Annotated in this window: 14 protein-coding genes; 9 read left to right on the top strand and 5 right to left on the bottom strand. The window is 68.4% G+C overall.

Annotation, left to right across the window (positions count from 1 at the left end; translation table 11 throughout):
- Nucleotides 1-373: 373 nt before the first annotated feature.
- Both ACZ5IK_RS05375 and ACZ5IK_RS05370 read right to left on the bottom strand, forming a co-directional pair.
- Entirely contained in the window at nucleotides 374-1189 is an 816-nt protein-coding gene (locus tag ACZ5IK_RS05375; protein WP_465486715.1) for a hypothetical protein, read from the bottom strand.
- Nucleotides 1190-1443: 254 nt separating this feature from the next.
- Complete coding sequence (locus tag ACZ5IK_RS05370; RefSeq protein WP_465486654.1) at nucleotides 1444-2130, bottom strand: nitroreductase/quinone reductase family protein; 687 nt, start codon at nucleotides 2128-2130, stop codon at nucleotides 1444-1446.
- A gap of 103 nt (nucleotides 2131-2233) precedes the next feature.
- On the opposite strand from ACZ5IK_RS05370, the gene ACZ5IK_RS05365 reads away from it, so the two are divergent.
- Together ACZ5IK_RS05365 and ACZ5IK_RS05360 are read left to right on the top strand one after the other, a co-directional pair.
- Nucleotides 2234-2668 carry a MarR family transcriptional regulator gene (locus ACZ5IK_RS05365; protein WP_465486714.1) on the top strand — a complete coding sequence of 145 codons (435 nt, stop codon included), beginning with the start codon at nucleotides 2234-2236 and terminating at the stop codon, nucleotides 2666-2668.
- A gap of 8 nt (nucleotides 2669-2676) precedes the next feature.
- Nucleotides 2677-3003: a YciI family protein gene (locus tag ACZ5IK_RS05360; protein ID WP_465486653.1), complete on the top strand. Its 327-nt coding sequence runs from the start codon at nucleotides 2677-2679 to the stop codon at nucleotides 3001-3003.
- A 160-nt stretch (nucleotides 3004-3163) separates the two neighbouring features.
- Here ACZ5IK_RS05360 and ACZ5IK_RS05355 read toward each other — a convergent pair whose 3' ends face one another.
- Nucleotides 3164-3958: a class I SAM-dependent methyltransferase gene (locus tag ACZ5IK_RS05355; protein ID WP_465486652.1), complete on the bottom strand. Its 795-nt coding sequence runs from the start codon at nucleotides 3956-3958 to the stop codon at nucleotides 3164-3166.
- Nucleotides 3959-4132: 174 nt separating this feature from the next.
- On the opposite strand from ACZ5IK_RS05355, the gene ACZ5IK_RS05350 reads away from it, so the two are divergent.
- Together ACZ5IK_RS05350 and ACZ5IK_RS05345 are read left to right on the top strand one after the other, a co-directional pair.
- A complete protein-coding gene (locus ACZ5IK_RS05350; RefSeq protein ID WP_465486651.1) occupies nucleotides 4133-4786 on the top strand; it encodes an NAD(P)-dependent oxidoreductase in 654 nt (217 codons plus the stop codon).
- A 74-nt stretch (nucleotides 4787-4860) separates the two neighbouring features.
- A complete protein-coding gene (locus ACZ5IK_RS05345) occupies nucleotides 4861-6084 on the top strand; it encodes a hypothetical protein (RefSeq protein WP_465486650.1) in 1224 nt (407 codons plus the stop codon).
- 468 nt (nucleotides 6085-6552) lie between these two features.
- On the opposite strand, the gene ACZ5IK_RS05340 is transcribed toward ACZ5IK_RS05345, so the two are convergent.
- Entirely contained in the window at nucleotides 6553-7473 is a 921-nt protein-coding gene (locus ACZ5IK_RS05340; protein WP_465486713.1) for a proteasome assembly chaperone family protein, read from the bottom strand.
- Nucleotides 7474-7578: 105 nt separating this feature from the next.
- Between ACZ5IK_RS05340 and ACZ5IK_RS05335 the strand changes: the two genes are divergently transcribed.
- Together ACZ5IK_RS05335 and ACZ5IK_RS05330 are read left to right on the top strand one after the other, a co-directional pair.
- Nucleotides 7579-8133, top strand: a complete 555-nt coding sequence (locus tag ACZ5IK_RS05335; protein ID WP_465486649.1) for a PH domain-containing protein — start codon at nucleotides 7579-7581, stop codon at nucleotides 8131-8133.
- Nucleotides 8130-9653: a PH domain-containing protein gene (locus ACZ5IK_RS05330; RefSeq protein ID WP_465486648.1), complete on the top strand. Its 1524-nt coding sequence runs from the start codon at nucleotides 8130-8132 to the stop codon at nucleotides 9651-9653. The genes ACZ5IK_RS05335 and ACZ5IK_RS05330 overlap by 4 nt, the downstream gene beginning before the upstream one ends.
- On the opposite strand, the gene ACZ5IK_RS05325 is transcribed toward ACZ5IK_RS05330, so the two are convergent.
- Nucleotides 9644-10552, bottom strand: a complete 909-nt coding sequence (locus tag ACZ5IK_RS05325; RefSeq protein WP_465486647.1) for an SDR family oxidoreductase — start codon at nucleotides 10550-10552, stop codon at nucleotides 9644-9646. The genes ACZ5IK_RS05330 and ACZ5IK_RS05325 overlap by 10 nt on opposite strands.
- 112 nt (nucleotides 10553-10664) lie before the next feature.
- Between ACZ5IK_RS05325 and ACZ5IK_RS05320 the strand changes: the two genes are divergently transcribed.
- The 3 genes from ACZ5IK_RS05320 to ACZ5IK_RS05310 all read left to right on the top strand — a co-directional run bounded on the left by ACZ5IK_RS05320 (nucleotide 10665) and on the right by ACZ5IK_RS05310 (nucleotide 12295).
- Nucleotides 10665-11444: an IclR family transcriptional regulator gene (locus ACZ5IK_RS05320; protein ID WP_101610315.1), complete on the top strand. Its 780-nt coding sequence runs from the start codon at nucleotides 10665-10667 to the stop codon at nucleotides 11442-11444.
- A 51-nt stretch (nucleotides 11445-11495) separates the two neighbouring features.
- Complete coding sequence (locus tag ACZ5IK_RS05315) at nucleotides 11496-11990, top strand: GNAT family N-acetyltransferase (RefSeq protein ID WP_465486646.1); 495 nt, start codon at nucleotides 11496-11498, stop codon at nucleotides 11988-11990.
- Between the two features lie 110 nt (nucleotides 11991-12100).
- Nucleotides 12101-12295: a hypothetical protein gene (locus ACZ5IK_RS05310; protein WP_465486645.1), complete on the top strand. Its 195-nt coding sequence runs from the start codon at nucleotides 12101-12103 to the stop codon at nucleotides 12293-12295.
- Nucleotides 12296-12662: the final 367 nt, after the last annotated feature.

Here is a 12662-nt window from a genome sequence, read left to right as displayed (position 1 = left end):
CTTCCTAACCCTTCCCTCCCACATCCCCCCCCCCCTCTCCTTTCATTGTGTCACGAGACCCTGCTTGGGTGCGTTGCCCTGTCGGGTTTTTCCTTTCCCGACACCAGGGACAGCGGCCGCGCACACCGCCCGAGTCCGGTCGGGTTGGTCGTAAGTGGCGTTCGGGTTCTCTTGAGGGCAACCCAAAGGCGGCGTCGTGTCTGCACCCAACGTGATCGAGGGCGTGACTCGCGTGATCGGAGCCGGATCTCACGTGATCAGAAGCCGAAATCCGTGAACGTCGCCCAATCACCAGAGATCCGGCTCCAATCACACGCGATCGCTACCCGATCACGCGTGAACGCCCATCCCGCCCGAACCCGCCACCCCTCGACTAGCAGCTGAGCAGGAGCCCGGTGACCGCGGTGCAGGTCGACGACGCGGTGTTGTTGGCCGCGTTCGGGTCGGCGACGGAACTCTGCGTGATCTTCGCGGTCGTCTTGACCGGTCCGATGGTCAGCAGTCCGGCGGCCACCGTGAACTTGGCCGTGCCGCTGGCTCCGGTCGCGAGCGACGAGAGGTCGCAGTTGACGACCTTCGTGCCGCTCGGGTTCGAGCAGGTGGACGAGCCGGTGAAGCGCAGCCCGTTGCCCAGTGTCGACGCCACCCGGATACCGGACGCCGCGCCCGGACCCGCGTTGGTGACCTTGACCGTGTACTCGATCGACGACGTCAGGATCCCTCGCGGGGACGCTGTCAGCGTGACACCGAGGTCCGCGGCGCTCTGCGCGCCGGTGACGGTCAGCACGGGGCCGTCGAGGATCTCGAAGCTGTAGTTGTCACCGACGAACTGGTGCTGCAGGGTGACGCTGCCCAGCGGGGCGTCGTCCTTGACCCGGAAAGTGAACAGCACGGTCTTGCTCTGGCCGGGTGTCACGGTGCCGACCCCGCCGCGGATGCTGCCGCCGAGCATGTCACAGGCGAACGCGCCGGGACAGGACACCAGGTCGACGATTCCCGGGAGCGAGGATTCCTTGCCGTAGAGCGTCGCCTTGCCGCCCTCGATGGTCGAGGTCGCGTCGGCGTTGTAAACGGTTTGCGAGACGGTGAACGTCTGTCCACGTTGGACAGTGGTCGGCGAAACCTCCACGGCGCTGGTCGGCGGGGCCGCGAGGGCGGAGGCAGGCGCCACGAGCATGATCGTGGCCACCGCGGCCACCAAAGACAGAATTGAGGCTCTTCGAAGCTTCATCGGTTCTCACAATTCCGGTCGGGGGCGTCGCGCCGATCGGTGCGGACAACGATCAGTCGCCCAGGAACGGACATTCGTTACCAGTGTCTCCCGCCGGGTGGCCCGAAGTTCTCACCCGCTCGGAGTAACCCCGCCGCGTGTTCCCAGGTCCGGAACACGCGGCTTCGATCGACGACATCGCCTCGTTTCCAAGCTGTGACAGAACGGGCCGATCACGGGGACGGCGTTCCCGCTCCGCGGAGCGCCGGGAGCAGATTCGCCTCTTCGTAGGTGAAGTGTTCCTCGAGTCCATTCGCGACCCGCTCGAACTCCTCACGCAGTGCGGTGGTTTCGAGTTCCCCCTTGCCCTGCAGCAACCCGTCAAGATCGAGCAACGCACGGGAGACGGTTTCGTGCTCTTCGCGCAACCGATTCAGGGCCGGCGCGAGTCCGGGATGCGCCTTTTCGATCGCCGTGAACGCGCCGTCCTCGCGAAGATGGTGCATCCGCAGGCCGTTGCAGAAAGTGACACAATGGCCGAGCAGTTCGCGCCGCACTCCCGGCCGCCCCCGCACCGGCTCGCCGTCGAGTTCGGCCCGCGCTTCCGCCAGCGCCTTCCGGAGCTCGTCGTGATGGACGAGCAGCTGATCGGCGATCGCTCGCCCGCGGGCGGCATCGACCTCCAGCAGATGCAGCACGAAACCCCGCTCCTCGCCTTCGAGCGGCACGGCATACGCGGCATGCGGAACCCCGTCTATCCCGAGTGTCGCTTGTGGACTGACGAGAAGGTCCCGATACCAAGGAGAATCGGCGTCCGGCGCGTACGCCAGGTACCGGCTCCCGTGACTGCGGCAGGCGAGGGAGGTCGTGCGGGGGCGCCCCGTCCCGGCGTCCATGGTGGTCATCGACAGCGATTCCACGGTACTCCCCAGGTAGCATCGTCCTGAAAGCTATTTTGCTTTGTAAGCAAAGCCTCTTTGCTTACAAAGGTATCCAGGAGGGTGTCCGGTGTCAACCGAGGACATGGAAGTCGACGACGCCGTGCGCGCCTTGCTGCTGCTCATGCCGCGGATGGTCGGCCGCGCGAAGCGGATCAAGATCCCCGACGAACTCCAGTCGCTGTCGCTGGCTCCGCGTCACTTGTCGCTGCTGTCGTACCTGCTCTTCGACGGTCCGATGACGGTGAACGAGCTGGCCGAACGGCTCGAGGTCGCCCCGACCACGGTGAGCCTGATGGTCGGCGAACTGAGCAAGAAGGACGTCCTTGACAGGCGCGAGGACGAGGCCGACCGGCGGCGGCGGATCGTCGCCATCACCGAGCGCATGCGGCCCGCGATCGACGGCTGGCTCGCGCAGGGCGCCCGCGCCTGGCAGAAGGCACTCGCCCCGCTGACACCGGCGCAGCGCCGCCTGTTCATCGATACGCTGCGAGCCTACGAAGACGGGCTCGCAGACTAGGAGAACCGGTGCGATACCTGCTCATGCTCTGCGGGACCGTCGATGACGAAACGCTCGACACGGACATCACCGAGCCCTGCCGCGCCTGGAGCGAAGAGCTGACACGGCGCGGCATGCGCGTCGACGGGATGGGCCTGCACGCGCCGGAGTCGGCGACGACCGTCCGCGTCCGCGACGGCAAGGCGCTGCTCACGGACGGCCCGTTCGCCGAGACGAAGGAACAGATCGGCGGCATCACCGTCCTCGACTGCGAGAGCCGGGAACAAGCCGTCGAGGCGGCGAAAAGTCATCCCTGGGCCGCGATCGGGACGATCGAAGTCCGCGAAATGCTCTAGGCCGTGTCCTGCAAGTCTTGTCCGCGGTCTCCGCGCCCAGGTGGTTCCTGACGGCACGGGCGGATGCGGCCGAGTACGACCCGGTACGAGGCCGATCCGCCCGCACCGTCAGGAACCACCTGGATCACGAAGCCCATCGAACAGACTTACAGGACACGGCCTAGCCGGTGATCCGGACGGTGACCTGGTTGTCGGCGTAGGTGTAGGCCACGTATTCGAATTCGGTGCCGGTGCGTTCGACGTATTCCAGCCACGCCCGGTGTTCGTGCCGCTGCCAGCCGGGGTAATTGAAGAACTCGTCGAAGTGCACGATGCTGCCCGGCCGCAGCCGCGGGCCCGCCAGGTCGAGCACGGTTTTCGCCGAGCTGTACAGATCACCGTCCACATGAAGGAAATCGACGGCGCCTTCGTGTCGCTCGAGAAAACCGGGAAGCGTGTCGGCGAAAAGGCCGACGACGAGTTCGGCGCCGGGAACGTCCGGCAGATCCTCGCGCGCGAACGAACCGGCGGGCATCCCGTTGAGCCAGTTCTCCGGCAGACCCTGGAACCAATCGAATCCGTAGGTCCCGGCACCGCCGCGCGCCTTGGCGATCACGCGCAGCGTGTTCCCGCTCGCGACACCGAATTCGAGGGCCATTCCCCCTGACGGGGCAAGGGAAAGCGCGTACGCGAGCGTCTCTTGTGGACGGGCGAAGTGGCGGGTCCCGGTCAGGTGCTCGCGGGCGAACCGGTTGCTGTCCCGCGCCGCGTCCTGATCACCGGCGTAGATGATGTCGCGGCGGCTCCGGATTTCGAACTCGATGACGCGATCGAAACAACGATCCCCTTGCCGGACGATCTCCGCGCGCAGTTCCCCGGCGACCCGGTTCAGCTCCTCGGTATAAGGATCATGGAATCGCCGGGCGAGCCGGTGCAGGCCCCGGCCGAGGGTGCTGCGGGCCGATCGGCCCAACATGTACAGGGCTGAATGGGGTACCAGGTGACGCATTCCGGGACGATACACCAGCACCATTCGGGTGAACGGGTGCAGAACTGCGCGAGGCCGGTTTCGTTGCGGTAACCGAGGGGTCCGCTCCTACCATCGCGTTCGCCGCCGGTGATCAGGTACCGGCACGGGAAAAGGAGTGCGATGAGCAAGATCGTCATCTTCGGGGCAGGCGGACGTGGAGGACGCCGGGCCGTCGCCGAGGCCGTGAACCGCGGGCACCAGGTGACCGCCGCCGTCCGGGATCCCCGCCGTCACGTGGATCTCGCCGGCGACGACGTCACCTTGATCGCCGCCGACGTCACGGTGGCCGACGACGTCGCGAAGGCGGCCGCCGGGCACGACGCCGCGATCAGTTCCATCTACCGCGCGGATCTCCCCGCGCAGGAGTACTACCCGGCCGCCGCGCACGCGCTGATCGACGGCCTCGGCCAAGCCGGTGTCACGAGGCTGGTCGTCGTCGGCGTCGGGTCGGCGTTGGAGATCGCGCCGGGCGTCGCGTTCCACGACCAGCCGGGCTGGCCGCCGGAACACCGCGAATTCTCCCTCGGGCACACGGCGGAGCTGGAGGTCCTCCGTGCGTCCGGCGGCGCGCTGGACTGGGTGGTCATCGCGCCGCCGCCCGCGATCATCGACGAACACGCCGAGCGGACGGGCGAGTACCGCAGTGGGGACCACCGCGTATTGCCGCGCGCGGAGGACGCGGGGCCGTTCTCGTACGCGGATCTCGCGGTCGCGCTGGTCGACGAGATCGAACGGCCCGGGCATTCGAGGGAAATGGTCGCCATCGACCACTGACCGGGGCAACCTTCCGGACGGGTGGTTCGTAAGGAGTTCACATGCACTCCCTGCGACAACTGGAAGGGTCCCAGATGCAAGGCGTAGCAAGACGATCCACGCTGACCGTGTCCGGTCTGGTCCTCGGCCTGTCCGGCCTGCTCACCAGTACGGCGTCGGCGAGCGAGGGCTGGCGGCTGGAACAACCGCTGGACAGCACGGTGAACCGGATCTACTACGGCGTCACGGCCACCGGCGCGAACGACGCCTGGACCGTCGGGAGCACCTGGACCGGCAGCGCCGAACTCCCGGTCGCGGTCCGATGGGACGGCACGAAGTGGGCCGACACCACCCCGGCCCCGGTCACCGGCACCAGCGCCCGGTTCACCCAGCTCTCCGCCTCGGCACCGGACAACGTCTGGGCCGCCGGTGACCGCACGGTCGAGGTCGGCACGCGGCAGGTCGCGGATCCACGACGGCCGCGGCCCGCCCGCGTGGCGGCGACCGGCTCGTCGACGCTGGTCCAGCGATGGGACGGCAAGACGTGGACCGACATCGAACGTCCGAAGCCGCCGGCGGGCATGGAGGGCTTCACCAGCGACATCGCCGCTTTCTCGCCGAAATCGGTGTGGCTGGTCTCCTACGACTACGACTTCAAGACGAACAAGTCCGTGGACCATCTCGAACACTGGACCGGGAAGGCGTGGGAGCAGGTCGAGATCCCGCAGACCGGCGCCCGCCCGCTCCGGCCGTCCCGGGTCGGCGGCACCGGTGACGACGACCTGTGGGTCTCCGCGTCGTCGGTGGCGGCCGACGGGAAGGAGACCCCGTTCCTGCTGCACTGGAACGGCGCTGGCTGGCGGCAGATCGAGGTTCCCGTGCCGTCGGACTACCGCACCGGCTGGCTGGTCAACCACGTCGTCCCCGACGGCCGCGGCTCGGCCTACGTCGTCGGCAGGGTGAACGAATGGAACGCGACCGGCATCCCCGCGTTCGTCACCCGCTGGGACGGGCAGAAGTGGAGCTCCCTGCCGTCCGGCCCGTTCGACGAGATCAACGCGGCCGCGCTCGATGGCTCCGGAAAGCTGTGGACCGCGGGCTGGGTGCCCGGTGACGCCCACATCCTGATGTCCGTGTGGAACGGGATCGAATGGCGGAAGGACGCGCTGCCGCCGGAGGTGGCCGAGCGGGCCGAAGGCAGTTCGATCCTCGGGTTCGCCGCCGTTCCCGGGACGCCGGGCGTGCTGACCTCCGGGGTCGGCAGCTCGGGCGGGCTGGAGAGCACTTGGGGCGTGCTCGCTTCGCTCAACCTGCCCTGACCTGCCTCGTGAGTGGTAAGGACGGTTGGAACGGACCGGTATTTGCCTGCCTACGCGTGACCAGGGTGAATGTGGAGTGTCCGCGACGACACGTTCGAGTGTGGAGGATTCGGGACGTTCAACGTCCTGAATCCTCCACACTCGGTTCACGCGGCCACCTGACCACTACCGGATTGCGGCTCACGCGTGCGCCCGGATGTCGACGCGGTCTCGGAGCTTGATCAACGGAGGATCGGAGACACTCAACATCCCCGATCCTCCGCCGATCAAGACCATGCCACCCCACAACCCCGCGGACGGCAGCCGAGCGGGGAAGATTTGAGACGGTCAACGTCCCCAATCCTCCCCACTCGCCCACAACGCCATCCAGAACAAGCCCTACAAGCCCACCAGATGACACCGAATCCAGTGGGTAGGCAAATACAGGTCCACCAGAACCGCCCTCACCACTCACGAGCGGTCTCCCGCTCAGCGCTCCGGGGTGTCGCCACCGTTCTGCTCGGCGAGGAACCGCTCGAACTGCGACCCCAGCTCCTCCGCGGTCGGCATGTGCTCCACCGACTCCGCGAGCAGGCTTTCCTTGCTGGACGCCTCCATGAAGGTGTCGTACTGCTGCTCCAGCGCGCGCACGACGTCGGCGACCTTCTCCGACCCGGCGACCTGGCGCGCGATCTCGGCCTCCGCCTCCTGCGAGGCCTCCCGCAGATCGCCGTCCGGCAGGTTCAGCCCGGTCGACTCGGCGACGGCCTCCAGCAGGTGCAGCGCGGCGCTCGGGTACGTCGAGTCCGCCAGGTAGTGCGGCACGTGCGCGGCGAATCCGGACGCGTCGTGCCCCCACTCGCCGAAGCGGAACTCCAGCAGCCCGGCGACGCTGCCCGGCACCTGCATCCGGTTGGGCAGCGGCCGGTGTTCGCCGACCAGCTCGTCCCGCGTCGCGTGTGCTGTCACGCCCAGCGGGCGGGTGTGCGGCGCGCCCATCGGGATGCCGTGGAAACCGGTGGTGAGCCGGACGTCCCAGCGTTCGACCAGCGCCCGCACGGCCGCGCAGAACCGCTCCCAGTCGTGGTCCGGTTCCGGGCCGGTGAGCAGCAGGAACGGCACGCCGTCAGCGTCGTGCAGCAGGTGGACGACCAGTTCGGGGGCGTCGTAGGCCTCCCAGTGGTCGATGGAGTAGGTCATCGTCGGGCGGCGCGAGCGGTAGTCGATGAGGCGGTCGACGTCGAACCGCGCGATCACGCGCCGTTCGGACGAGTTCAGGAGGTGCTCGGCGACGAGTTTGCCGGCCGACCCCGCGTCCATGAACCCGTCGAAGTAGTGCAGGAGCACGGCCCCGCCGAGGTCAGGGACGTCCGAGTCCACCTCGTACAGGTCTTCCGGGTCCAGCGCCACCAGATCCTCCAGGTTTCGTGCGTACAACCGTCTACAGGTGGCAACGCCCCGATAGGGGGCATCCATTCCGCCGATGGTGGCCGAGATCCTATCGGTCCGTGACAGGTGTCGTGGGCGATCCGCGCCGGGGTGGTGCACGCTGAAGAGGTGACAGAAGAGACAGCACCGCCCGAGCGGCTCACCCTGCGCCCACCCGCCAACCGGGTCAGCCGTCGTGCCATCGGGTACTGGACGGTGTGGGCCGCGGTCGGCTGGGCGGTGCTCATCGGCGTGCAGGCGGTGTTCGTGCTCACGAGCAACGACCCGCCGACGTGGCTCACGGTCACGCTGACGATCTCGTGCGTGCTCGGCCCCCTACACCTCCTGGTCATGCCGCAGTGGCGCTACCGGATCCACCGCTGGGAGGTCACCGGCGAGGCCGTGTACACCCAGGAAGGCTGGCTCAAACAGGACTGGCGGATCGCGCCGATCTCGCGGATCCAGACCGTCGACATCGAACGCGACCCGGTCGAGCAGTTGTTCAAACTGGCGAAGATCACCGTGACGACGGCGTCGGCCGCGGGCCCGGTCAAGATCGCCGGTCTCGACCACGCCGACGCGCTGGCACTCGCCGCGGAACTCACGAAGACCACGCAGGCCACCCCCGGTGACGCGACATGAGCACCGAGGCACCACCCGGGCCCGCCATCGATCAGTGGCACCGCCTCGACCGCCGGATGCTGCTGATCCGGCCGGTGCTCGACGTCGTCAAATCGCTGCCGGTGCTGATCGGGACGGTGCTCCTCGGCCAGGGCAACGGCTGGGAGTGGATCGGGCTGGGCGTCACCGCGCTGACCGTGCTCGTCGGCATCTCGCACGTGCTCACGTCCCGCTATCGCATCGCCGACGGCCAGGTGGAATGGACCACCGGGCTGTTGCTGCGCAAACACCGCGCGATCCCGCTCGACCGCGTCCGCACGGTCGACGTCACCTCGGAACCGAAGCACCGCCTGTTCTCCCTCAGCGCCGTGCGCATCGGCACCGGACGGCATTCGGCCGTCCAGGGCGCGGGCAGCGACCAGCTCGTCCTCGACGCCGTCAGCGCGACCGAAGCACACCGGCTGCGCACGGTTCTCTTGCACCGCAAGGAAGTCGCCGCCGAAACCGAGTCCGCGCCGCCGCCGGAGCAGATCGTGGCGGAGGTCGACCGGAAGTGGGTGCGGTACGCGCCGTTCACGCTGTCCGGGCTCGCCGTGGTGGGCGCGGTGTTCGCCGCGGTCTGGCATTTCGCGCACCAGCTGAACATCGACCCGGAGAACGTCGGGCCGCTGCGGGACCTCATGGACGATCTGGCGAACACCGCGGTGTGGCTGATCGTCGTCGTCGCGGCGGTCGGCCTGCTGGTGCTCGTCTCGCTGCTTTCCGTCGGCGGCTACGTGCTGTCGTTCTGGAACTTCAAGCTCACCCGGGAGACCGAAGGCACCCTGCACGTCCGGCGCGGGCTGATCACCACGCGTTCGGTGTCGATCGAAGAGGACAGGCTTCGCGGCGTCGAGGTGAAGGAACCACTGCCGCTGCGGATCGCGGGCGGGGCGCGGCTCACCGCGATCGCGGGCGGGCTGCGCGAGGGCAAAGGCGGGGACAAGGGCGGCGGTCTGCTGCTGCCGCCCGCGCCCGTCGGCCGGGTCCACGAGGTCGCGGCCAAGGTACTGCGGGAGAACTTCGACCCGGCCACCGTGCCGCTGAACCGGCATCCGCGGCGCGCGCTCACCAGGCGGCTCACCCGGGCCGTCGTCGGCGTGCTGATCCTGGCGGCGGCACTGTTCGGCCTGGCGTGGATCGATTTCCTGCCGGCCTGGATGTGGCAGGTCGCGCTCGGGCTGGTGCCGTTCGCCGTGCTCGTCGGCTGGGACGGCTACCGCAACCTCGGCCACGCGATCGTCGGCCGGTATCTGGTCAGCCGCTCCGGTTCGCTGGCGCGGGCGACGGTGGCGATCCGGCGCGAAGGGCTTACCGGGATCGTCATCAGCCGCTCGTTCTTCCAGCGCCGCGGCGGGTTGATCACCGTGACCGCCCCGATCGCGGCGGGCCGGGGCGGCTATCAGGTGGTCGACGTCGGCGAATCGGCCGGGCTGGCGATGGCGGAGCAGGCCGCGCCCGGCCTGCTCACGCCGTTCCTGCGGCGGGAGGCTCAGCGGTAACCGGTGACGTCCGCCGGTTTGCCCGGATCCTGGACCTCGACGAGATAACGCCAGCAGTCGGGGCGGCTGCCGTCGAGGTCGGTGAATCCGTAATCCTTCGCCAATTCGCCGCTGGACAACGATTTCCCGTTCCAGCGGGCGACTTCCGCGTCGCTGGCCAGCGCCGCGACAGCCCTGCCGACGAACGCCGGGCTTTCAGAAATGGCGAAATGCGGCTGCACCTTCGTCGCGTCCCGCCAATTCTCTTCGGTGACCTGATAAGCGTCGAGCATCGCTTCCGAACGGAGCCAGCCCGGCGTGACCGCCACCGCGGTACCGCCATGCGGTTCCAATTCGTGGGCGAGGGCGAACGCCATCCGGTTCACCGCGGTCTTGGCGAGGTCGTAGAAGAACGAAACGCGGTAGTTCCCCGAGTTGTACCCGGTGGTGCCGTCGTTGACCTCGATGACCAGCGACCCCGGTTTCCTGATCATGAGCGGAAGCGCGAAATGGCTGGTGATGGCATGGGTGTCGATGGCGAGCCGCAGCGTCCGCAATCCGGTGTCCAAAGTGGACTCCCAGACCGTCTTGCCCCATTCGATGGGTGCGCCGTAGATGTCGTTGACCAGGACGTCCAGCGCGCCCTGTTCGGTGTCGATCCGTTCCACCAGCTCGCGGACCTCGTCGGCCTCCAAATGGTCTACACCGATCGCGATGCCGCGCCCGCCCGCCTCGTCGACGAGCGCCGCGGTCTCCTCGATCGTCTCCGGGCGGTTCATTTCGGATCTCCGGGAACCGGTGCTGCGACCGGTCACGTAAACGGTCGCGCCCGCGGCCCCCAGCTGGACCGCTATTCCCCGCCCGGCTCCGCGGGTCGCCCCCGCGACCAACGCGATCTTGCCGGCCAATGGCTTTTCCATGGTCCGAACCTAGCAAGAAGTCCGTTTGTTCGTGGACCAAAGTCCCTGGTCCGCAATTCACACAATGTGCTACTTTCTTGACTCTTTGTGATTGCCCCGGCGAGAGGTCGAGATGACGCCTGCCGCACGATCCCTGGACACCACCGCTCCCCCGAAACGCACCCCCGGCGCCAGCAGCTCACGCAAAGTCCTGCAGCTGCTGCTGTCGTTTTCCGAACGCCGCTGGGACGCGAGCGTCGCCGAACTCGCCGCGAGGATCGGCACCCCGGTCGCCACGACGTATCGCTATGTCGCACTACTGAAGGAACTCCAGCTGCTGGAGGAGGGCAAGACCGGGCGCTATCACGTGACGAGCCAGGTGATGCCGCTCGCGCGGGCCGCGCAGCTCGCCAACGACCTCGCCCGGCTGGCGCGCCCGGCGATGGAGGAGGCCGCTCGCGACCTCGGCGAGACGGTCCTGCTGTTCCAGCATTTCGGCGATTCCGCGGTCTGCGCGGACCGCGTCGAATGCGAGCGCGCGATGCGCTTCACCTTCCAGCCAGGCCATTCCGTCCCGCTCGGCGCCGGCGCGTCGGGCAAGATGCTGCTCGCCATGCTGCCGGAAGGCGAACGGGAACGGCGGCTTTCGTCGATCGTCCAGCGTCGCGGGCCGACCGTGCGGGAAGAGGTCAAACGCGCGGGTATCAACCGGTATTCGGTCAGCTGGGGCGAACTGGACGACGGCGTCTGGTCGTGTTCGGTGCCGATCCCGAGCACCGGGCACCGGCCCGCGGTGCTGAGCCTCGCCGCCCCCGCGACCCGGATCAGCGACGACGCGAAACGGGCCGCCATCGTCGCGCTCCAGTCGTACGCGAGCCGGATCCACCGGGCCGTTTCGTCGTTTTCCCTCTGACGCGGCGGTAATTCGCGCGCGCCCGCCCCGGCGCCGGGGTAGAACTCGACTGTGATCCGACCAGCGGTACCCGAAGACCTGCCAAGGCTCCAAGACATCGAGCGCGCCGCGGGCGAGCCGTTCCGCGCCCTCGGCATGGCCGCGATCGCCGACGACGATCCGCCGTCACTCGAGGACCTTGCGGCCTATCAGCGCGCGGGCCGCGCCTGGGTCTGCGACACCGGCGACGGCCCGATGGCGTACCTGCTCGCCGAGGTCGTCGACGGCTACGGCCATGTCGAGCAGGTGTCCGTCCATCCGGACCACGCACGGCAGGGTCTCGGACGGCGGCTGATCGAGCACGCCGCGGAATGGGCCTCGCGCGAGGGGCTCGCGGGACTCACGCTGACGACGTACGCCGAGGTGCCGTGGAACGCGCCGTACTACGCCCGGCTCGGCTTCGCGACACTCGGCGAGGAAGACCTCACCGACGGCCTGCGAGCGATCCGGGAGCACGAAATCGCCCGTGGGCTGGACGTGTGGCCGAGGGTGACCATGCGGCGATGACCCGCGCGGGGGGTTCGGTTGGCCACGACTATCGAACATGTGTTCTACTGTCCGCGCCGGCCCCGGAGGGGGAAGCTCCGCGGGCCGGCACCGGAGCAGAGGAGACACGGATGGCGGTCAAGATCACCCATCTCACCAACGGCCAGCAGGTGCGCTTCGCCAACGCGGACGGCGCCCGCCGCTACGCCGAGATCATCGGCGGCGGGGTCGACAAATGGCGGTTCACCGTGGTCAGCGGGTATGAGCTCCCGGAAATGTCGGGGCGGGTGGTCAATGTGCCGGTATGGCGGATGACCTCCAGGTGACACCCGGACCGTTCGCGTGGATCACCACCGCGGACAACGAGGGCGACGAACTCCGCCTCTGCTGAGGCGGGCCCACGCGGGCCCGTCGCACTGGGGGTGTCATGAAGGGACCTGGTCCCGTCGGCTATGCCCTTCATGACCGAGCGCGAGCCCTCGTGCACGTCGCGAGGCGTGACATGAAGGGGACTTTCATGGCGAATTTCGCCATGAAAGTCCCCTTCATTGCGTCCGAGGCCTGTCGAGGTGAGCCGCGGCCTCGGGGGGGGGGGGGGGGGGGTTTTCCCCCCCCCCCCCCCCCCCCAAACCCCCCCCCCCCCCCCCCGCTCCCCCCCCCCGCCCTCAGAGAACCCCCCCACCGACACATCCA

It is taken from the genome of Amycolatopsis sp. NPDC031561 (genome assembly GCF_055580625.1).
Note: the sequence above shows the minus strand (reverse complement) of the source record. Positions and strands in the feature narration are given on the sequence as shown.

Coding starts and splice junctions, on each gene's coding strand:
- ACZ5IK_RS05365 (WP_465486714.1), top strand. CDS start 2,234: ATGGAAGTCGACGACGCCGTGCGCGCCTTGCTGCTGCTCATGCCGCGG.
- ACZ5IK_RS05355 (WP_465486652.1), bottom strand. CDS start 3,958: ATGTTGGGCCGATCGGCCCGCAGCACCCTCGGCCGGGGCCTGCACCGG.
- ACZ5IK_RS05350 (WP_465486651.1), top strand. CDS start 4,133: ATGAGCAAGATCGTCATCTTCGGGGCAGGCGGACGTGGAGGACGCCGG.
- ACZ5IK_RS05345 (WP_465486650.1), top strand. CDS start 4,861: ATGCAAGGCGTAGCAAGACGATCCACGCTGACCGTGTCCGGTCTGGTC.
- ACZ5IK_RS05330 (WP_465486648.1), top strand. CDS start 8,130: ATGAGCACCGAGGCACCACCCGGGCCCGCCATCGATCAGTGGCACCGC.
- ACZ5IK_RS05325 (WP_465486647.1), bottom strand. CDS start 10,552: ATGGAAAAGCCATTGGCCGGCAAGATCGCGTTGGTCGCGGGGGCGACC.
- ACZ5IK_RS05320 (WP_101610315.1), top strand. CDS start 10,665: ATGACGCCTGCCGCACGATCCCTGGACACCACCGCTCCCCCGAAACGC.
- ACZ5IK_RS05310 (WP_465486645.1), top strand. CDS start 12,101: ATGGCGGTCAAGATCACCCATCTCACCAACGGCCAGCAGGTGCGCTTC.